Source organism: Pontibacillus sp. HN14 (assembly GCF_021129245.1).
Lineage (GTDB): Bacteria > Bacillota > Bacilli > Bacillales > BH030062 > Pontibacillus.
Map to the genome: position 1 here is coordinate 538728 of NZ_JAJOLR010000001.1, position 19986 is coordinate 558713.

Genomic DNA, 19986 nt, shown 5'->3' on the forward strand with positions numbered 1-19986 from the left:
AAGGGGTTCAATGCTCTTTATTTGCATTCAGAAGGCTTATTTATAACCCTAATGCTTTAATAATAAATTCGGTTAAGAACATACCTGCAATAATAACTACAGGAAGAGTAACCTTATTTCTTTGTCCGCTTGCCATTTTAACGATAGGGTAAGCGATAAAGCCAAATGCCATTCCATCTGCGATGCTATTCGTAAACGGAATCATCACAATGATTAAAAAGGCAGGCATGGCTTCTGTTAAATCATCGAAGGCAATATGACGGACGTTTTGAACCATTAGTGCACCTACAATAATTAAAATAGGGCTAATGGCCATGGAAGGAATCCATGATATAAACGGGATTAGTCCAAGGGTAAGCAAAAACAATAGACCTGTTGTGATGGCTGCTTTACCAGTTCGGCCATTTGATGCAATCGTTGCGGCGCTTTCTGCTGAAGAAACTGTTGGGGAAGTTCCAAAGAAAGCGCATGTAAATGCCGAGAAAGCCGTTGATTGAAATGAGCGTTTGAACTTGCTCATATCCCCGGCCATGGAAAGCTGTCCATTGATAAGTCCCATATTTTCAAATACAAGAACGATCGTTAGTGGAAAGACACCTAACCAAAAAGCGAGTTCATCAATAGCTGAAAATGATGGGAGGAACATCCATTCTGCGTCCCATACAATGCTCGTTGTGCCTCCATCTAAAATTCCGAAGAAATAGGCTAGTGCGGTTCCAAATCCCATTGTTAACAGAAAATGGCCGGGAACATTTTTAATGAAAAGGAAAATCCCTGCTGCTAGAGTTAGCAAACTAACTAGCACGGTTGGGGAAGTGAAATGACCTAATTCGATCAAAGAATGTTCGCCTTGTGTAATCAAACCGCCTTTTTCTAAACCGATAAACGTCAAAAATAAGCCTAAACCGACTGTAATCGCGTGTTTTAAAGAATCTGGTATGGCCTCTTGGAGCCATGAACCAAGCTTCGTTAGCGCAATTATGATGAAAAGGACGGATGAAACAAGTACGACGCCTAAACCTTCTTGGAAAGAAAGTCCACCACCTTGGACAATGGAATAAGCGAATAAAGCATTTACTCCCATTCCAGGAATGAGAATCATCGGTGCATTCGCAAAGAATCCAATGATTAAGCAACCTACAAAGCTGGCTAAAATAGTCGCGATCATACCGGCTTGATAACTGATACCCGCTTCACTTAGGATCGAACCGTTAACAGCTACTATATAAACGGTAGTTAAATAGCCAATAAGACCTGCCATCATCTCGGTTTTTAAGGATGTTTTTGCTTCTTGTAATCCAGGGTTTTGTTGTTTCATGTAAACCCCTCAATATGAAATTGCCCTCTCCCACCCGATTATGACGTACATAATCCACAAATTATAATTATAGGGAAGTCTGTTTATTTTATCAACTACTCTTCATACTCGAACGCGTTTATTTTTGTTATAATAGAATCGTCTGATCTCAAAATCTCTCAAGTATTGAATGCGCTTACATCTCTAGGTGTAAAACTTATAAATAAAAAATGAATGATAGGATGGTGGTACAAATGAAGTTTAAATCCGTTTTTGATATTATTGGGCCTGTTATGATAGGCCCTTCAAGTTCCCACACTGCTGGAGCTGCTCGTATTGGAAGAGTGGCTCGAACATTGTTTGGTCGTGAGCCCAAATGGGTGACCGTTCATTTGTATGGTTCTTTCGCAAAAACGTATAAAGGCCATGGAACAGACGTGGCCATAGTTGGGGGAGTACTTGATTTTGAAACGTGGGATACTCGAATTAGTACATCTCTCGATCTTGCGAAAGAAAAGGGGATTAAGGTGCGTTTTGAAGTAGAAGATGCTCATACAGACCACCCTAATACGGCTCGGGTTCGAATTGGTGATGAGCAAGGAGACCTTGAGTTAGTCGGAATCTCCATTGGTGGAGGGAAAGCGGAAATAACAGAATTAAATGGCTTTGAATTAAGACTCTCTGGTAACCATCCCGCTATTTTGGTTATGCATAATGATCGCTTTGGCTCTATTGCTTCTGTTACCCAGACCCTTGCTAAACATGAAATTAATATTGGGCATATGGAAGTGTCAAGGAAAGAAATGGGGAAAGAAGCGCTAATGGTTATAGAAGTCGACCAGAATGTGAGCGATGATCTCTTAAGAGAGCTTGAGAGTTGTGACCATATCTTACAGGTAGCGAAAGTCGTTGATTAATAGATAAGAGGAGGAATTGGTAGTGAAAATTTTATTTCGAAATGTAGCGGAGTTAATTGAAAGATGTGAAAGTGAAGGGGTTTCGATCTCAGAACTTATGATTCAGCAGGAAATGGCTGTACGTGAACGTTCCCGGGAAGAAGTCTTTGGGCAAATGGAAGAGAATCTGAAAGTTATGGAAGATGCTGTGGAAGAAGGGTTAAAAGGAGTACGATCTCATTCTGGCCTTACAGGTGGAGATGCCGTGCTGATTCAAAACTATATACAAAATCATACCCCGCTTTCTGGGAATCTGCTTATGGATGCCGTGAGTAAAGCTGTTGCTACGAATGAAGTGAATGCGGCGATGGGGACAATCTGTGCAACACCAACAGCCGGAAGTGCCGGCTGCGTACCGGGTACTCTTTTTGCTGTGAAAAATCAATTAAAGCCGACGCGTGAACAAATGGTCAGGTACCTATTTACATCCGGGGCTTTTGGGTTTGTTGTAGCCAATAACGCATCCATTTCAGGCGCTGCAGGTGGTTGCCAGGCTGAAGTTGGTTCTGCTGCGGGCATGGCGGCGGCTGCCATTGTTGAAATGGCAGGAGGAACACCTGCTCAATCGGCTGAGGCAATGGCGATTACCCTTAAGAATATGCTAGGGTTAGTGTGTGATCCTGTTGCGGGTCTTGTTGAGGTCCCATGTGTGAAACGTAATGCTATGGGTGCTTCAAACGCAGTTGTTGCTGCAGATATGGCATTAGCAGGGGTAACTAGTCGCATACCTTGTGATGAAGTTATTGATGCGATGTATAAGATTGGTCAAACAATGCCTGTAGCTCTTAGAGAAACGGCTCAAGGTGGTTTAGCAGCTACACCTACTGGACGTGAATTAGAAGCTAAGGTATATGGAATAAACTTAAAAAGTGAGTGAGGCAAGTGTTACAACAATCGGTTTTACAATTGTCGGGTGTGGGAGAAAAGACAGGAGAAACGTTAAATGAAATGGGAATCTTCACAATTGAAGATTTCCTGTTTTATTTTCCTTTTCGTTATGATGTTCACGAGGTAAAGCCGTTAACCGAACTTGTACACGATGAAAAAGCTACGATTGAAGGGGAGGTTGTAGGAGAACCTTCCCTTACCTTTTTTGGAAAGAAGAAATCACGCTTAACAATTACGTTACAAGTAGAGCAGTTTGCAGTAAAAGCCGTCATGTTTAATCGTGCATTTGCTAAGAAACAGCTCCAGCCTGGTGATACAGTTACGGTTACGGGAAAGTGGGACCAACATCGCTTGCAAATAACAGTGAGTCAGTATTACAAAGGAAGAGCCAAATCAAATACACCCATTCAGCCTGTTTATTCATTAAAAGGGAATATGAAAATGCCGACTTTTAAAAAATGGATGAAAACAGCTGTTGATCAATATGGCTCGTACATAGATGAGATCTTACCTTCGTCGTACCTTGAGGCTTATAAGTTACCAGAACGTGCTCAGGCCTTAAACGGCATGCACTTTCCTGAAAGCCGGGTCATGTTAAAACATGCAAAACGTCGATTTATATATGAGGAATTTTTGTTATTCCAATTGAAAATGCAACTTTTAAGGAAAATCAAACGGGAAGCTACAACGGGCAATGCTCAAGCCTTTGATAAGGAAAAAGTCGCCGAATTTACGAATGATTTGCCATTTAAGCTAACAGGAGCACAATCTAAAAGCCTTAAAGAAATTTTGAAAGATATGAGTTCGCCTTATCGAATGAATCGATTATTACAAGGGGATGTTGGGTCTGGTAAAACAGCTGTAGCAGCTATTGCTTTATATGCAACAATAACCTCTGGGAAACAAGGTTCTCTTATGGTCCCGACAGAAATCCTGGCTGAACAGCATCACGAATCACTTCAAGAATTGTTTGGTGATCAAGCCAATGTTGTCCTGCTTACCGGTAGTGTGAAGGGGAAACGACGTAGAGAAATCGTTGCACAAATTGCAAATCATGAAGCAGACATTATTATAGGGACCCACGCTTTAATTCAAGAAGAAGTCGTCTTTAGTGACCTTGGACTTGCGATTATTGATGAACAGCATCGCTTCGGAGTGGAGCAGCGTAGGACGTTGAGAGACAAAGGATTAATGCCTGACGTACTATTTATGACAGCTACACCGATCCCTCGAACACTTGCGATTACAGCCTTTGGAGATATGGATGTTTCCGTAATTGATGAAATGCCAGCCGGGCGGAAAGCGGTAGAGACGTATTGGGTGAAAGACCAAATGCTTGACCGCGTGCTAACCTTTATTCAAAAAGAGGTGGACGAAGGACGCCAAGCCTACGTCATTAGTCCTTTAATTGAGGAATCGGACAAGCTTGATATACAAAATGCCGTGGATCTATATCATCAGTTAACAGCATATTTCCCATCTACCGTTCGTGTGGGGCTCATGCATGGACGCCTAACAGCTGAAGAAAAAGAAGATGTGATGAAGCAATATGCGAATAACGAGGTCCAAGTTCTCGTTTCCACAACAGTAGTTGAGGTAGGTGTGAACGTTCCCAACGCTACGGTTATGCTTATCTATGATGCTGATCGGTTTGGATTATCGCAGCTGCACCAGCTTAGAGGGCGAGTTGGCCGTGGGAGCCATCAGAGTTATTGCATCCTGCTTGCTGATCCAAAAGGGGATGTCGGGAAAGAACGGATGAGGATCATGTGTGAAACCACGAATGGATTTGAACTGTCTGAGCATGATTTAAAACTTAGAGGGCCTGGAGACTTCTTTGGGAGAAAGCAAAGTGGCGTGCCTGAGTTTAAAGTGGCCGATATGGTTCATGATTACCGCGCGTTAGAAACAGCAAGGCAAGATGCTCAGAAAATGATAGAAGAAGATCACTTTAAAGAGGACCCTTCTCTAAAGCCGTTGTTTGATATTTTAATGAATGACCCCATTTTAAAAGGCGAAGTGTTGGATTAATGAAACAACCCTTGCATAAGATAGGGAGGTATTATATATTACTATTAGTACCTAGTCATAATTGGACGGTGTATAGAGATGAAGTTGTCGAAAAGAGAGCGTCAACAGCGCCTTAAGGAAACAATAGAGCAAACTCCGTTCATTACAGATGAGGAATTAGCCAAGAAATATGGGGTGAGTATCCAGACGATTCGTTTAGATCGTATGGAGCTTTCAATTCCTGAACTTCGTGAACGAATAAAATCCGTTGCAACTTACCAATGGAATGAAACGGTTAGGGCACTACCGTTAGAAGAAGTTATTGGAGAAGTGGTTGACTTAGAGCTTGACCAGAAAGCCATTTCGATATTAGATATAAGAGATGAACATGTGTTCTCGCGTAATCGAATTGCAAGAGGACACCATTTATTTGCACAGGCGAACTCTTTAGCTGTTGCAGTCATTAATGATGAACTCGCTTTAACAGCTAAATCTGAAATTCGCTTTACAAGACAGGTAAAACAAGGCGAACGCGTTGTAGCCAAAGCCCTGGTAAAAGGGAACGATGACAAAGGTCGAACAATCGTTGAGGTTGAAAGTGTAGTCGACCAGGAAACCGTTTTTTCAGGCGTTTTTGTTATGTACCGTTCAAATGACGAAAAAGGAGAGGTCTAACCATGAAATTAGCGATTGATGCAATGGGAGGAGACCATGCTCCTAAAGAAATCGTGCTTGGAGCAATAGAAGCTGTTAACCATATAGACAATCTTGAAATTACCTTGTTTGGCAACGAGGGAAAGATTCGTTCGTTCATGAACGAAGACCATCCGTCTATTAAGGTTGTACATACTGACGAAATGATTACTTCAGAGGATGAACCTGTTCGTGCTGTAAGGCGTAAGAAGAACGCCTCGATGGTACTAATGGCCAAGGAAGTAAAAGAAGGAAGGGCGGATGCTTGTGTATCTGCTGGTAATACAGGTGCTTTAATGAGTGCCGGACTATTCGTAGTTGGTCGAATTAAAGGAATTGACCGACCAGCGTTAAGCCCAACCCTCCCTACTGTAGACGGTAAAGGATTTTTACTTCTTGATGTAGGAGCAAACGTTGACGCAAAACCTAATCACCTTGTTCAGTATGCCGTTATGGGCTCTGTATATGCTGAACAGGTCAGAGGCATTACTTCTCCTAGGGTCGGCCTTTTAAATGTTGGAACAGAAGACGGGAAAGGAAATGATTTGGTTAAGAAAGCCTTTGCCCAATTAAAAGACGCACCGATACATTTCGTCGGGAATGTAGAGGCTCGTGATTTATTAAATGGTGTTGCTGATGTGGTGGTAGCAGATGGTTTCACGGGTAATGTCACATTGAAGACCATTGAAGGCACAGCTATGTCGATGTTTGCCATGATTAAAGATACCTTTATGTCAAATTGGAAGACAAAACTTGCTGCCGGACTAGCCAAAGAAGACTTAAGAGGCTTAAAGAGTAAACTCGATTATTCCGAATATGGTGGTGCTGGGTTATTTGGCTTAGCCGCGCCCGTTATCAAAGCCCACGGTTCTTCAGACGCGAGAGCTGTCTTTAATGCAACTAAGCAAGCTTGCCATATGGTAGAAAATCGTGTGAATCAATCAATACAAGAAACGGTCCAGAATATGGACTGGGATAAGGGTGATGATCAATGAAAAGAATAGCTTTTGTCTTTCCGGGACAAGGTTCTCAAGAAGTTGGTATGGGAAAGGCGTTCTATGATCAATATGAAAGTGTAAGAGAGCAATTCTACCAAGCGGATAAGCGTCTAGGAGTGCCCCTTAGCCAATACATGCTAGAGGGTCCGGATGAAACATTAACGAAAACTGAAAATGCTCAACCTGCTCTTTTATTACTAAGTACAGCCATTGTCAAGCTCTTAGAAGACAAAGGAGTACAGGCAGAACTTGTTGCAGGACACAGTTTAGGAGAGTATAGCGCTCACGTTGCAGCAGGAACAATGTCTCAAGAGGAAGCTCTAACATTAGTTCAAAAAAGAGGGCAGCTTATGGAACAAGCTGTACCAGCAGGACAAGGATCGATGGCCGCTGTTCTCGGTTTAGATGTAGAGGCAATTGAACGAGTGACAACTGAAATTCGTGATCAAGGAGAGGTTGTAGAGGTTGCTAACTATAACTGCCCAGGTCAAATTGTCATCTCTGGCTCTAAAGAGGGCGTTGATAAGGCATGTGAACGCTTGAAAGAAGAAGGAGCAAAGCGTGCGTTACCATTAAACGTAAGTGGACCTTTCCATTCACGTTTAATGAAACCGGCTAGTGAACAGTTTTCTAAAGAGCTCGGCCATGCTTCCTTACAAGATGCGACAATTCCAGTCGTAGCAAATGTTACAGCCCAGCCCGTACAAGATCAGGAAAAGATTTTTAATTTACTCGTTGAACAGCTCTATTCTCCGGTTCGGTTTGAAGAAACTATTCAATACATGATGGACCAAGAAATTGATGCATTTGTAGAAGTAGGGAATGGAAAAGTTCTAAGCGGTTTAATCCGTAAGGTGAACCGACGAATGAAAACATTTAATATTCAAGACCCAGAAAGCCTGGAGGCTTTTCTGGAATGGTATAAGGAGGACTAACATATGCTTGAGGGAAAAGTGGCTCTTGTAACGGGTGCATCTCGCGGAATTGGACGTGCTATAGCTTTAGAACTAGCACGAAAGGGTGCGAAAGTAGCCGTGAACTATGCAGGAAGTGAACAAAAAGCTCAGGATGTAGTTGATGAGATTACCTCACTTGGAGCTGAGGGTATTAAAATTCAAGCGAATGTTTCTTCTGAAGAAGAAGTTAAAGCGATGGTAAAACAGGTTACCGAAACGTATGGTCGTATTGATATTTTAGTGAATAACGCTGGAATCACCCGGGATAACCTTCTTATGCGTATGAAAGAAGAAGAATTCGATCAGGTTATTGATACAAATCTTAAAGGTGTATTTCTGACTACTAAGGCCGTTACACGACCGATGATGAAGCAAAAAGGTGGTAAAATCATAAACATCGCTTCTGTTGTAGGTGTGAGTGGAAATCCAGGTCAGGCTAATTATGTAGCGGCAAAAGCTGGGGTTATTGGATTGACAAAGACATCAGCTAAAGAATTGGCTGCCCGCAACATCCTTGTGAACGCAGTAGCACCTGGTTTTATTGAAACGGATATGACAGATGAGCTCACGGACGATCAAGTAGGAAGTATGCAATCCATGATTCCATTGGCTCGTTTGGGTCAAGGTGAGGATATTGCAAAAGTAGTTCGTTTCTTAGCCTCTGATGATGCCAATTATATGACAGGTCAAACCCTTCATGTAGATGGCGGAATGGTTATGTAAATTTATTAAGATCCTCAAATAAAATTGTGTCATGACCTAGTATTTTAAAGCAAAATCTTCTATAATTACTGAAGGGAGGTGAACAACGATGGCAGATGTATTTGAACGAGTAAAAGGCATAGTTGTTGAACGTCTAGATGTAGACGACTCAAAAGTAACCATGGAAGCTTCCTTTAAAGATGACCTAGAAGCAGACTCACTAGATGTGGTTGAGCTTGTTATGGAACTTGAAGATGAGTTCGACATGGAGATCTCTGATGAAGATGCAGAGAAAATTGAGACAGTAGGCGATGCTGTGAATTACATAAACAGCAAATAACAATAGAGTTAGAAAGTCTCGCAAGATGCGAGACTTTCTCTGTATGTAATTCTAATAATAAGAATAGGTGGCATGAGACAGTGGATTTTACGAAGTTTCAAGATAAGATAGGGATAAGCTTTCAAAGTAAAAAGTTACTAGAACAGGCTTTCACCCATTCATCTTATGTGAATGAGCATCGCACCCGAGAATATGACGACAATGAACGATTAGAATTTTTAGGGGATGCGGTACTAGAATTAGCAATATCACAATATCTATACCGTAAACATCCAGAGATGACTGAAGGCGAATTAACGAAATATCGCGCTTCAATTGTTTGTGAAGCATCACTCGTTCGTTTCGCAAATGATTTACATTTCAGTGACCTGATCTTCTTAGGCAAAGGAGAAGAGATGACAGGTGGTCGCGAGCGTCCTGCACTTCTAGCAGACGTATTTGAAGCGTTTATTGGAGCTATTTATTTGGATCAAGGCTTCCAGACTGTTATTCGATTTCTTGAAGAATTTGTCTATCCTAAAATTCATAAAGGTGCTTTTTCGCATGCGATGGATTATAAAAGCCAATTGCAAGAAGTTGTCCAAAGAGAACGTAATGGCATCATAGAGTATGAGATTGTGGAAGAAAGAGGTCCTGCTCATAATCGTGAGTTTATTGCACATGTGTTCATCCAAGGTGATCGCTCAGGTATTGGTATAGGGCGAACGAAGAAAGAAGCGGAACAAAATGCTGCAAAGGAAGCGCTCAGTGCTTTCGATATAGAGGTTTGATCAAGAAGCTGTCGGCTATTGCTGGCAGCTTTTTTATAGGAGAGAATAAAAAAGACAAGCCTTCTTAAAAGGCTTGTCTACACATTATGCTTTTACCCGGTATTTACCTAGTTCACCTACGACAGCTTGGAGTTCGGATACGCTTAGTTGGCCTTTTTTCATTTGGACCATGTCGTACATATCTTTAATATCATCATAATGCTGAATATCGTAGTCCTCTGGGTCCATTAAACCTCGGTTCACTACCTGAAGTTGTTCAGCTAATGTGTTAATCATAAACACTAAATTTTCATTTGTCGGGTTACTTAAATCCATAAAAATCTCTCCTCTTTGGTCATTACTAGAATGCTTTCTTCTAACACCATATAGTTTATGATAAAATAAATGAGTTGAAATTGAAATTATTCATCGCAGAAATACAAAAAATAGTTTTACATAGGAGGAAATCAACATGTTCCTCAAACGTTTAGATACAGTAGGATTTAAATCGTTTGCCGAACGGATCACTGTCGATTTTGTGCCAGGCGTCACATCAGTAGTAGGTCCGAACGGAAGCGGGAAAAGTAATATCACAGATGCAATACGTTGGGTATTGGGTGAGCAATCAGCCAGATCCCTTCGTGGTTCTAAAATGGAGGATATTATTTTTCAGGGTAGTGATTCCCGTAAACCGCTTAATTTTGCAGAAGTTACTTTAACGCTAGATAATGAAGATCAAACACTTCCGCTTGATTATCAGGAAGTGTCTGTCACTAGAAGAGTGTATCGTTCTGGTGAAAGTGAATTTCTTATCAATAAACAGTCTTGCCGCTTGAAAGATATTATTGACTTGTTTATGGATTCTGGACTTGGTCGTGAAGCTTTCTCTATTATCTCACAAGGGAAGGTTGAAGAGATCTTAAGTTCTAAGGCTGAAGAACGACGGGCGATTTTCGAAGAAGCAGCTGGAGTTCTGAAGTACAAGAAACGAAAACAAAAAGCTGAATATAAGTTAGCTGAGACCCAAGAAAACTTAAATCGTGTAGAAGACATTATATATGAAATTGAAGGACAATTAGAGCCCCTTAAGGAACAGGCTGCGATTGCCAAAGATTATCTAGAAAAGAAAGAAGAACTTGAGAATCACGAGGTCTCCCTAATGGTTGCCGAGATTGAATCCATTCATTCTGATTGGGAAGCACTCTTGCAAGATTTAGAAACTCAGAAAGCTCGTGAGAAGGAACTTCGTGCCCTTACTACAACACAAGAAGCTAATGTGGAAGAAGAAAGGGCTAAGGTGCAGGAGATTGATCAAAGTATAGAAAAGCTTCAGGAATCCCTTCTTACATTAACGCAAGAACTAGAAAATTTAGAAGGAAAGAAAGAACTCTTTAGTGAACGCCAGAAGCATTATACGGAGAATCGTTCCAAACTTGAAGAGGATGTTACAAGGCTTTCAGAACGTGTGGATACATTACACCATCAACATAGTGAAGAACAGTCGAAATTAGATCGTTTCACACAAGAAGCCAATACAACAAAAGATAAACTTAATCATGTGAGACAACAACTAGCTCAATTAGATGGAAATCAGGAAGATAAAATTGAAAGCTTGAAGAGTGATTATATTGAACAACTTAATCAACAAGCAGCTAAACGTAATGAACGACAATCCATTACTCAGCAGTTGGAACAGCATGATGTCAAAACAACACGCTTAGAAGGTAAGTTTAAGAACCTTGTTGATGAACGTGATGCGCTTCAGAAGCAAAAGGGTACGTTGCAACAAGAACGAGACTCCCTTTCCTCTAAGAGAAGCGAACAAGAAGAAAGCTTAAAACAACTCAAAAAAGAACTCGAGCGTGAAGAAAAAGAGTATCAGGAAAAGCAGTCTAAACTTTATCAAGGTTATCAGCACCTGGAAAAGTTACGCTCAAAGAAAGAAATGCTTGAGGATCTGAAAGAAGACTTTGCAGGATTCTTCCAGGGAGTAAAAGAAGTTTTAAAAGCACGTGAATCTGGAGAACTAAAAGGTGTGAAAGGCGCAGTTGCTGAATTAATAGACATCCCTAAAGATTATGTTACTGCTATTGAAACGACACTTGGAGGTCAAGCGCAGCATATTGTAATGGAAGATGAGGCTAGTGCGCGTAAAACCATCAACTGGTTGAAGCAAAACAATAAAGGACGCGCAACATTTCTTCCTTTGCCAACGATCCAAGCTAAATTTATTCCTAACGAAAAACTGGGTATGCTAAAAGGTTTAAGTGGTTATGTAGGTGTGGCTTCTGAACTAGTTACCTATAACGATGTCTATGCTAAAGCTATTCAGCATTTGATGGGACATGTCATTATAGCTGAAACCTTAAAAGATGCGAATGAAATTGCAAAGGCAACAGGACGCCGCTTTCGAGTCGTAACTCTTGAAGGTGACGTGGTGAATCCAGGCGGGTCTATGACAGGTGGTGCTCAAAAAAAGAACAACCAGTCCTTGTTCACAAGAGATCAGGAACTTCAAGATTTAAAAGAAAAGCTCACACAATTTGAACATAGAAGTGCTGGGTATGAACGAGCCGTTATGGATCTCAAGAATCAAATTCAAGAGAAGAAAGAAAAGCGTACAACGCTAGAAAAGCAACTTGAGTCTTCAAGAATGGAAGAGCAAGCAAGTCAGGGGCGTTTACGTGAGGTTGAATTACAAGAACAGAATTTGAATGACCAGCTTTCTCTTTACGATCAAGATAAGGCTCAATTCGACGATGATCGCACTTCCCTCCATGAACGGAACAAACACTTAACCAATGAGTTAGAGGAAATTGAAGAGAAGCTTGTTCGCATTCAAAAAGAAATTGATCAGTTAACTGAACAGCAAACCACCCAAAAGGCAAGCTATGATCAATTACAACAAGACTTAAACCAATTACAGATTGAATATGCAGAACAGCAAGCTCAGGTAAGAAATCAACAAGAGAAAACCGAAGACCTTCTTGCTCAGTTGAAAGACGTTCAAACCTCACTAAAAGAGCAGCAATCTCAGCTGGATCACTTAAAAGACATTGCTGATTCTAAAGAGACAGAAGAAGAGATTGACGTACAAATCGAATCAAAACGGCAGCAAAAAGAAGAAAAATCAGAACAAATCCAAACGAAACGTGAAGAGCGAGGTAATCGATCTGACGCGATTCATGATACAGAACTCGAACTTAAAGAAAATAAACGCATCCACCAATCTCTGGTACAAGATATTCAAGACAAAGAAGTCAAAGCCAATCGCTTGGACGTAGAGCTTGAAAACCGAATTGATCACCTCCGGACTGAATATATGCTTTCTTATGAGAAGGCAAAATCAACCTATCCGGAAGTTGAGGACATTGAAGCGACAAAACGCCAAGTGAAACTAATTCGTTTAGCTATTGACGAGCTTGGTACAGTTAATATCGGAGCAATTGAAGAATATGACCGTATTAAGGAACGTCATACATTCTTGACCGATCAACAAGCAGATTTACTTGAGGCTAAAGAAACGCTCTATGAAGTTATCTATGAAATGGACGGTGAGATGGAGCGCCGGTTTGAGAGTACCTTTGTGCAAATCCGTGAAGAGTTTACCCATGTTTTCAAAGATCTATTTGGTGGAGGTCGTGCAGATCTTCGTATGACGGACCCTGAAAATATTTTAGAGACAGGAATTGAAATTGTAGCTCAGCCACCAGGTAAGAAATTGCAGCATTTAGGCCTATTATCAGGTGGAGAGCGAGCTCTTACGGCTATTGCGTTATTATTTGCGATTTTACAAGTACGCCCTGTCCCGTTCTGTGTGCTAGATGAGGTAGAGGCAGCACTTGATGAAGCCAATGTTACTCGGTTTGCTCAATACCTTAAGCGTTTTAGTGCTAAAACGCAGTTTATTGTCATCACTCACCGTAAAGGAACAATGGAAGAATCAGATGTGTTGTATGGAGTGACCATGCAAGAATCGGGAGTATCTAAGCTTGTTTCCGTTCGTTTAGAAGAGACAAAGGAACTAATTCAGCGATCGTAGAAAGGAAGTTTAAAGATGGGATTTTTTAAGAAATTAAAAGAGAAATTTGTGAAAGAAGATGAACTTAACCAGGAACACCCTGAGAAGAAAGACGAAGAAGAGCACTCGGAAGAACCTCAAGATCAATCAGAAGAAGAGATCCATGACAAGGAGGAAGAAGATGTTCCTGCATCTGTAATCGAGGAAGAGTATACAGAGGAAGTCACTGAATCTCCTGTTGAAGAGGAAGAGGCCGTTCAGCAGACACAAGAAGAGCAAGCCTTTGAAGAAGGTGAAAAAGAGAGCATTTCTACTAAGTTTAAAAAAGGTTTAGCTAAAACACGTAATTCTTTTGCTACTAAGGTAAATGATCTAGTGGCTCGTTATCGTACAGTAGATGAGGACTTCTTCGAAGAATTAGAGGAGATTCTAATTTCTGCTGACGTTGGTGTAAATACAGTGATGGATCTGATTGACGAGTTAAAAATGGAAGTAAAACGTCGCAATATTAAAGACACAAGGGAAGTAAGGGAAGTTATTTCAGAGAAACTTGTGGATATTTATTATGGTGATGACGATGAGGAAATTGAAGAAATCACTTTCAATCAAGATGGACTTACCGTTCTATTATTCGTTGGTGTAAATGGAGTAGGGAAGACCACTACAATCGGAAAAATGGCCCATAGGCTTAAACAGCAAGGGAAGAACGTGGTCATGGCTGCTGGTGACACCTTCCGAGCTGGTGCTATCGAACAACTAGAGGTATGGGGCGAACGCGTAGGTGTACCTGTAGTTCGGCATAGTGAAGGAAGCGATCCTGCTGCTGTTATTTATGACGGCATTCAGTCCGCTAAGTCTAAGGGAGCGGATGTACTATTGTGTGACACCGCTGGTCGTTTACAGAATAAAGTAAATTTAATGAATGAGCTTTCAAAAGTGAAACGTGTGATTGAACGGGAAATTCCAGGAGCCCCTCACGAATCGTTGCTTGTTCTTGATGCCACCACAGGTCAAAATGCCTTGAGTCAAGCGAAGACGTTCTCTGAGGCAACGAACGTGTCGGGTATTGTGCTGACAAAGCTTGACGGTACAGCCAAGGGTGGAATTGTTATGGCGATCCGTAACGAACTAGACATTCCCGTAAAGTTTGTAGGCCTTGGAGAGAAAGTAACAGATCTTCAATCCTTTGATGCCCATGCTTTCGTTTATGGTCTCTTTGCTGATATGCTTGAAGAGTCAGAACAAGAATAATTCATCGAAGTTAGCTTGACAGACCACACCTTTATTTTGTACTATTTGTATATGTAAAGGCATTTCACTTAACAAGGAGTGCTTACTTTGCTTGAGAAAACAACACGCATGAACTATTTGTTTGATTTTTACCAAGAATTGCTGACAGACAAACAACGAAGTTACATGGAATATTATTATCTTGAGGATTATTCTCTTGGTGAGATTTCAGAGACTTTTAACGTCAGTCGTCAAGCTGTATATGATAACATTAAGCGAACAGAAACGATGCTTGAAGAATATGAACAGAAGTTAGATTTATATGATCGTTTCGAAAAACGACAACAGTTGTTAAAGCAATTGAAAGAATCCGTTCAAAAAGGGTCTGATGATGCCTTAGGTATCATCGAGACGCTTGAGAATTTAGATTAGGAGGGCGGCTTATATGGCATTTGAAGGTTTAGCCGACCGACTGCAGAATTCGATCCAGAAGATCAAAGGCAAAGGTAAGGTAACCGAAGCAGACGTAAAAGAAATGACCCGTGAAGTCCGCCTTGCACTTCTTGAAGCAGACGTTAACTTTAAAGTTGTAAAAGACTTTGTAAAACGCGTCAAAGAACGTGCGGTTGGACAAGAAGTTATGCAAAGTTTAACTCCAGGTCAACAAGTCATCAAAGTTGTAAAAGAAGAACTTACAGAACTTATGGGAGGCGACCAGAGCAAGATTGCTGTGGCGAATCGTCCTCCTACGGTCATTATGATGGTAGGTCTCCAGGGTGCTGGTAAAACGACGACTACCGGTAAACTTGCAAATCATCTTCGTAAAAATCACAACAGAAATCCTTTACTAGTAGCAGCCGACGTCTATCGACCTGCTGCCATCAATCAATTAGAGACTCTTGGTAGTCAGCTGGATATGCCTGTTTTCTCTAAAGGGACAGAAGCAAACCCAGTAGATATTGCTAATGAAGCAATTGCCCAAGCTAAAGAAAATCATAATGATTATGTCATTATTGATACAGCTGGTCGTCTTCACATTGATGAGAACCTTATGGGTGAGTTAAAAGAAATTCACTCAAACGTGAAGCCAGATGAAGTCTTCCTTGTTGTGGATGCCATGACAGGTCAAGACGCTGTAAATGTAGCAGAATCCTTTAATGAGCAACTTGATGTAACCGGTGTTGTGCTTACTAAATTAGATGGTGACACCCGTGGTGGTGCTGCATTGTCCATCAAAGCTGTAACGGATAAACCGATTAAGTTTGCTGGTATGGGTGAAAAACTTGACCAACTCGAAGCATTCTACCCTGAACGAATGGCATCTCGTATATTAGGTATGGGAGACGTTTTAACGCTGATTGAAAAAGCTCAATCTGAGGTTAATGAAGACCAGGCGAAAGAGCTCGAGCAGAAAATGCGTGACGCGTCCTTTACATTGGATGACTTCTTAGAGCAAATGGGTCAAGTCCGTAATATGGGGCCCCTTGATGAACTCATCGGTATGATTCCAGGTGCGGATAAGATGAAAGGCTTGAAAAATGCGAATATTGATGACAAACAATTAAATCACATTGAAGCCATCATTCAATCCATGACGAAAGCCGAACGAAATGATCCAAGTATCATGAACGCAAGCCGTAAAAAACGAATTGCAAAAGGCTCCGGCCGAAACGTATCCGAAGTGAACCGTTTATTAAAACAGTTCAACGACATGAAGAAAATGATGAAGCAGATGACGAACCAAAAAGGCAAAAAAGGTAAAGGTGGATTTAAATTACCGTTTATGTAAAATGAAAAGCGTAGGCGACTGCTTAGCGCCGTACGCATAAGCCAAGCAACGAAAGTGGTTGAAAACCACTGTAGTTGAATGGCTTATGACGCTAGGGGCTAGGAGCCGGAGCTGGACATCTCGAAAAGCGCAGGCGGGGTGAACAGGGGCGTACGGATAAGCAAGCGATTGGAAGTGACGTTAGTCACTGCAAGTCGATTGCTTATCGCGCTAGCTCCTCCCCGCCGGAGCTGAACATGGCGAAAAGTGCCAAGCTCATCTTAACCATACTGAGGTGTGTGAAGCATGTTGGGAAGTGTAGAGTTATAACTCCCTTCAATGCTTTTCTCTTTAGCCATGCTGAGAGCTGAAATCCAGCTCCAACAGATAGAACCTAGCGAGATAAGCTATCCCACTACGGTGAGGGAACCTCACCGTAGTGGGCTCCCTTATCCGTACGGTTTTGACCAAACTGTTTCCGCTTTTTATAATATGTAATGCAAAACCCCTTTACACACTCGTAGTTCTCTGCTAAAATCTAAAATTGTGTTAAGTAAAAATAAGCATTTGAAAATATGGAGGTATTTAATATGGCAGTAAAAATTCGCCTAAAGCGCATGGGTTCTAAGCGTAACCCATTCTATCGTATAGTAGTAGCAGATTCTCGTTCACCACGTGATGGTCGTTTCATCGAAGAGATCGGAACGTACAATCCAACAGCTAACCCAACAGAGGTTACAGTGAACGAAGAGAAAGCTCTTAACTGGATGACAGAAGGTGCAAAACCATCTGACACAGTTCGCAACCTATTCTCAACACAAGGCATCATGGAGAAGTTTCACGCACAAAAAACTCAAAAGTAAAGTAGTGTGATAACGTGAAAGCCTTAATTGAAACCATTGTACGTCCACTAGTTGATTATCCAGATGATGTTGTCGTTACAGAGAAAGAAGAAGAACGTAAGCTTACGTATCACTTATCTGTTCACAAAGATGATGTCGGTAAGGTAATAGGAAGACATGGGCGAGTGGCTAAGGCCATCCGAACCGTTGTTTATGCGGCAGGATCGAATTCCAAAAAGCGAATTTATTTAGATATTATGTAAAAAGGGAGAGGGGCCACCTTTCCCTTTTTTACTAGGTTAAAACTTTTGTATGTAACTTGCTCTTCTTTCTGGGACTTTTAAAAGAGAAGAGCCGTTTACGTTTAGGAGCGAATGAGATGCAAATCATTAAGCGAGTATCAGTAAAACGGGTTCTTACAGAGGCCAGTAAGGAAACACTTCAGCAAGAATTTGAAAAGAGAAAGAAGAGGCTTGACCAGGAGTGTCAGCAGCTTTCTTTTGAAAAACGTAAGATTGAAATGAAGCAAAATGTTTCGCGCGAAGAAGTGGCAAAACGTTTTAATCGTGAGATTGATAAAAGAAAAGAAAACATTCGATGGCTTGAATACCAGCTCGAACAGCTAGAAATCCTACCATTAGGTAGTGAAATCGAAGATGGCGACGTAGAGTCTCTTGTAGAACTTTCTGTAGGGGATACTTGGGATGATGTGATGAACGAAGGCGCTATTGTTGTACAGGATGGTAAAGTTATTCGAATCGATAAATAGGTGATGTGAATGGATAAAGAATTATATACAATAGGTAAGGTTGTAAATACACATGGTGTGCGCGGTGAGATTCGCGTCATTCAAGTTACAGATTTTGAAGAGCGCTTTGAACCAGGTAACCAAGTATATTGGGTTCCTCAATCAAAACAGGACACCCCTCTCTTATTAACAATTAAAGGACACCGTATGCATAAATCCTTTCACCTTCTTCATTTTGAGGAGTACAGTTCGTTAAATGAGGTTGAATCGTTAAAAGGCGGTACGTTAGCGATTACGAAAGAGCAGCAGACTCCTCTGGATGAAGGGGAATTTTATTACCACGAAGTTATTGGATGCACTGTAAAGACAGCTGATGGAAATGTAGTGGGAACTGTGAAAGAGATTCTAAGTCCTGGTGGAAATGATGTATGGGTGGTAGGTCGTCCTCAACAAAAGGATGCTCTTATTCCTTACATTGAGCAGGTTGTAACAGAAGTAGATATTACCCACAAGACGATTACAATTGAACCAATGGAAGGGCTGCTAGACTAATGCATATTGATATTTTAACGTTGTTTCCTGAAATGTTCAGTGGGGTGCTTAATACATCTATCATGAAAAAAGCTCAAGAATCTAATGCTTTTTCATATGAAACGGTGAATTTTCGAGATTACACCGAAAGTAAACACCTAAAAGTAGATGACACACCTTATGGTGGAGGAGCTGGAATGGTTCTGTCTCCTCAGCCAATCTTTGACGCGGTTGAAGCGATTAAAGATCAACAGGGAAAGAAACCTCGTGTCATTTTAATGTGTCCTCAAGGTGAGCCTCATACGCAGGCTAAGGCTGAGGAATTAGCACAAGAAGAGCATCTAATCTTCTTATGTGGTCATTACGAAGGCTATGATGAACGGATAAGAGAGCATGTCGTAACCGATGAAATCTCTATAGGGGATTACGTTTTAACAGGAGGAGAACTCGGTGCTATGGTTGTGATGGACAGCGTGGTACGCCTTCTCCCAGGTGTGTTAGGAAATGCTTCTTCTGCTCCGGAAGATTCCTTCTCAAATGGACTCTTAGAACATCCCCATTACACGAGACCTCGCAATTTTCGTGGGATGGAGGTTCCTGAAGTATTGTTCTCGGGGAATCATGCGAAGATCGACGAGTGGCGTCATAAGCAGTCATTAAAGCGAACGTATGAAAGAAGAAAAGACCTTATAGAACAAAGAAGCTTATCAGACCAAGAGAAAGAATGGTTAAAAGAATGGCAGAATGACTGAATGCTTATTGCATCAGCACTTTAATTATGCTATATTAAAACTTGTGCTTAAGCGTTTCGTTTAAGTCGAATTACGATGTTCCGCTACCAGGTTAATCCAGGTAAGAGCATTGGTGAAGAAGGAGTGAAATAGGATGCAAAATTTAATCCAAGAAATTACTAAAGAACAGCTACGCGAAGATCTTCCACGTTTCAAAGCTGGTGACACTGTAAAAGTTCACGTTAAAGTTGTTGAAGGAACTCGCGAACGTATCCAGGTGTTTGAAGGTGTTGTAATTAAGCGCCGTGGCGGAGGCATCTCCGAAACATTCACTGTACGTAAAATCTCTTCTGGCGTTGGTGTTGAACGTACGTTCCCAGTACACTCTCCACGCGTTGATAAACTTGAAGTTGTTCGTCGTGGTAAAGTACGTCGTGCTAAACTTTACTACCTACGTAACCTACGTGGTAAAGCTGCACGCATTAAAGAAATTCGCTAAGATGAACACGAAAGAAAGGAGCTTGTT

Annotated in this window: 21 protein-coding genes; 19 read left to right on the plus strand and 2 right to left on the minus strand. The window is 41.3% G+C overall.

The window, feature by feature from the left end; all coding sequences use genetic code 11:
- Nucleotides 1–40: 40 nt before the first annotated feature.
- Nucleotides 41–1318, minus strand: a complete 1278-nt coding sequence (locus LQ226_RS02735; protein WP_231416307.1) for an NCS2 family permease — start codon at nt 1316–1318, stop codon at nt 41–43.
- Nucleotides 1319–1551: 233 nt separating this feature from the next.
- Between LQ226_RS02735 and sdaAB the strand changes: the two genes are divergently transcribed.
- The 9 genes from sdaAB to rnc all read left to right on the plus strand — a co-directional run bounded on the left by sdaAB (nt 1552) and on the right by rnc (nt 9610).
- Nucleotides 1552–2214: an L-serine ammonia-lyase, iron-sulfur-dependent subunit beta gene (sdaAB, locus tag LQ226_RS02740; protein ID WP_231416308.1), complete on the plus strand. Its 663-nt coding sequence runs from the start codon at nt 1552–1554 to the stop codon at nt 2212–2214.
- Between the two features lie 28 nt (nt 2215–2242).
- Nucleotides 2243–3130 (plus strand): L-serine ammonia-lyase, iron-sulfur-dependent, subunit alpha, encoded by an 888-nt coding sequence (gene sdaAA, locus LQ226_RS02745; RefSeq protein WP_231417553.1) that lies wholly within the window; start codon nt 2243–2245, stop codon nt 3128–3130.
- Complete coding sequence (recG, locus tag LQ226_RS02750; RefSeq protein WP_370635418.1) at nt 3127–5172, plus strand: ATP-dependent DNA helicase RecG; 2046 nt, start codon at nt 3127–3129, stop codon at nt 5170–5172. Before sdaAA ends, recG begins: the two co-directional genes overlap by 4 nt.
- Nucleotides 5173–5250: 78 nt before the next feature.
- Entirely contained in the window at nt 5251–5826 is a 576-nt protein-coding gene (gene fapR, locus LQ226_RS02755; RefSeq protein ID WP_231416309.1) for a transcription factor FapR, read from the plus strand.
- Nucleotides 5827–5828: 2 nt separating this feature from the next.
- Entirely contained in the window at nt 5829–6839 is a 1011-nt protein-coding gene (gene plsX / locus LQ226_RS02760) for a phosphate acyltransferase PlsX (RefSeq protein ID WP_231416310.1), read from the plus strand.
- A complete protein-coding gene (gene fabD / locus LQ226_RS02765; RefSeq protein ID WP_231416311.1) occupies nt 6836–7777 on the plus strand; it encodes an ACP S-malonyltransferase in 942 nt (313 codons plus the stop codon). The genes plsX and fabD overlap by 4 nt, the downstream gene beginning before the upstream one ends.
- Nucleotides 7778–7780: 3 nt before the next feature.
- Nucleotides 7781–8521 (plus strand): 3-oxoacyl-[acyl-carrier-protein] reductase, encoded by a 741-nt coding sequence (gene fabG / locus LQ226_RS02770; RefSeq protein WP_231416312.1) that lies wholly within the window; start codon nt 7781–7783, stop codon nt 8519–8521.
- 88 nt (nt 8522–8609) lie between these two features.
- Nucleotides 8610–8840: an acyl carrier protein gene (gene acpP / locus LQ226_RS02775; RefSeq protein ID WP_036778618.1), complete on the plus strand. Its 231-nt coding sequence runs from the start codon at nt 8610–8612 to the stop codon at nt 8838–8840.
- Nucleotides 8841–8920: 80 nt separating this feature from the next.
- The gene (gene rnc / locus LQ226_RS02780) at nt 8921–9610 is read left to right on the plus strand and encodes a ribonuclease III (protein WP_231416313.1); all 690 of its coding nucleotides are present in this window, start codon (nt 8921–8923) and stop codon (nt 9608–9610) included.
- A gap of 84 nt (nt 9611–9694) precedes the next feature.
- Here rnc and LQ226_RS02785 read toward each other — a convergent pair whose 3' ends face one another.
- A complete protein-coding gene (locus tag LQ226_RS02785) occupies nt 9695–9925 on the minus strand; it encodes a DUF1128 domain-containing protein (protein ID WP_231416314.1) in 231 nt (76 codons plus the stop codon).
- A gap of 136 nt (nt 9926–10061) precedes the next feature.
- Between LQ226_RS02785 and smc the strand changes: the two genes are divergently transcribed.
- The 10 genes from smc (at nt 10062) to rplS (ending at nt 19959) form a co-directional block, all read left to right on the plus strand.
- Nucleotides 10062–13631, plus strand: coding sequence for a chromosome segregation protein SMC (gene smc / locus LQ226_RS02790; protein ID WP_231416315.1), 3570 nt, complete (start codon nt 10062–10064; stop codon nt 13629–13631).
- A 15-nt stretch (nt 13632–13646) separates the two neighbouring features.
- Nucleotides 13647–14861, plus strand: a complete 1215-nt coding sequence (gene ftsY / locus LQ226_RS02795) for a signal recognition particle-docking protein FtsY (RefSeq protein WP_231416316.1) — start codon at nt 13647–13649, stop codon at nt 14859–14861.
- Between the two features lie 87 nt (nt 14862–14948).
- The gene (locus tag LQ226_RS02800; RefSeq protein WP_231416317.1) at nt 14949–15272 is read left to right on the plus strand and encodes a putative DNA-binding protein; all 324 of its coding nucleotides are present in this window, start codon (nt 14949–14951) and stop codon (nt 15270–15272) included.
- A 13-nt stretch (nt 15273–15285) separates the two neighbouring features.
- Nucleotides 15286–16629, plus strand: coding sequence for a signal recognition particle protein (gene ffh / locus LQ226_RS02805; RefSeq protein WP_231416318.1), 1344 nt, complete (start codon nt 15286–15288; stop codon nt 16627–16629).
- Nucleotides 16630–17198: 569 nt separating this feature from the next.
- Nucleotides 17199–17471 (plus strand): 30S ribosomal protein S16, encoded by a 273-nt coding sequence (gene rpsP / locus LQ226_RS02810; RefSeq protein ID WP_231416319.1) that lies wholly within the window; start codon nt 17199–17201, stop codon nt 17469–17471.
- A 14-nt stretch (nt 17472–17485) separates the two neighbouring features.
- On the plus strand, nt 17486–17713 hold the full coding sequence (locus tag LQ226_RS02815; protein WP_231416320.1) for a KH domain-containing protein: 228 nt from the start codon (nt 17486–17488) through the stop codon (nt 17711–17713).
- A 116-nt stretch (nt 17714–17829) separates the two neighbouring features.
- Entirely contained in the window at nt 17830–18219 is a 390-nt protein-coding gene (locus tag LQ226_RS02820; RefSeq protein ID WP_231416321.1) for a YlqD family protein, read from the plus strand.
- A 9-nt stretch (nt 18220–18228) separates the two neighbouring features.
- Nucleotides 18229–18750: a ribosome maturation factor RimM gene (gene rimM, locus LQ226_RS02825; RefSeq protein WP_231416322.1), complete on the plus strand. Its 522-nt coding sequence runs from the start codon at nt 18229–18231 to the stop codon at nt 18748–18750.
- Nucleotides 18750–19481: a tRNA (guanosine(37)-N1)-methyltransferase TrmD gene (trmD, locus tag LQ226_RS02830; RefSeq protein ID WP_231416323.1), complete on the plus strand. Its 732-nt coding sequence runs from the start codon at nt 18750–18752 to the stop codon at nt 19479–19481. Before rimM ends, trmD begins: the two co-directional genes overlap by 1 nt.
- 133 nt (nt 19482–19614) lie before the next feature.
- Nucleotides 19615–19959, plus strand: a complete 345-nt coding sequence (rplS, locus tag LQ226_RS02835; RefSeq protein WP_231416324.1) for a 50S ribosomal protein L19 — start codon at nt 19615–19617, stop codon at nt 19957–19959.
- Nucleotides 19960–19986: the final 27 nt, after the last annotated feature.

Bases quoted from the DNA above. Each gene is read 5' to 3' on its own strand.
- LQ226_RS02735 (WP_231416307.1), bottom strand. From the start codon at position 1,318: ATGAAACAACAAAACCCTGGATTACAAGAAGCAAAAACATCCTTAAAA.
- sdaAB (WP_231416308.1), top strand. From the start codon at position 1,552: ATGAAGTTTAAATCCGTTTTTGATATTATTGGGCCTGTTATGATAGGC.
- fapR (WP_231416309.1), top strand. From the start codon at position 5,251: ATGAAGTTGTCGAAAAGAGAGCGTCAACAGCGCCTTAAGGAAACAATA.
- plsX (WP_231416310.1), top strand. From the start codon at position 5,829: ATGAAATTAGCGATTGATGCAATGGGAGGAGACCATGCTCCTAAAGAA.
- fabD (WP_231416311.1), top strand. From the start codon at position 6,836: ATGAAAAGAATAGCTTTTGTCTTTCCGGGACAAGGTTCTCAAGAAGTT.
- fabG (WP_231416312.1), top strand. From the start codon at position 7,781: ATGCTTGAGGGAAAAGTGGCTCTTGTAACGGGTGCATCTCGCGGAATT.
- acpP (WP_036778618.1), top strand. From the start codon at position 8,610: ATGGCAGATGTATTTGAACGAGTAAAAGGCATAGTTGTTGAACGTCTA.
- LQ226_RS02785 (WP_231416314.1), bottom strand. From the start codon at position 9,925: ATGGATTTAAGTAACCCGACAAATGAAAATTTAGTGTTTATGATTAAC.
- smc (WP_231416315.1), top strand. From the start codon at position 10,062: ATGTTCCTCAAACGTTTAGATACAGTAGGATTTAAATCGTTTGCCGAA.
- ftsY (WP_231416316.1), top strand. From the start codon at position 13,647: ATGGGATTTTTTAAGAAATTAAAAGAGAAATTTGTGAAAGAAGATGAA.
- ffh (WP_231416318.1), top strand. From the start codon at position 15,286: ATGGCATTTGAAGGTTTAGCCGACCGACTGCAGAATTCGATCCAGAAG.
- rpsP (WP_231416319.1), top strand. From the start codon at position 17,199: ATGGCAGTAAAAATTCGCCTAAAGCGCATGGGTTCTAAGCGTAACCCA.
- LQ226_RS02820 (WP_231416321.1), top strand. From the start codon at position 17,830: ATGCAAATCATTAAGCGAGTATCAGTAAAACGGGTTCTTACAGAGGCC.
- rimM (WP_231416322.1), top strand. From the start codon at position 18,229: ATGGATAAAGAATTATATACAATAGGTAAGGTTGTAAATACACATGGT.
- trmD (WP_231416323.1), top strand. From the start codon at position 18,750: ATGCATATTGATATTTTAACGTTGTTTCCTGAAATGTTCAGTGGGGTG.
- rplS (WP_231416324.1), top strand. From the start codon at position 19,615: ATGCAAAATTTAATCCAAGAAATTACTAAAGAACAGCTACGCGAAGAT.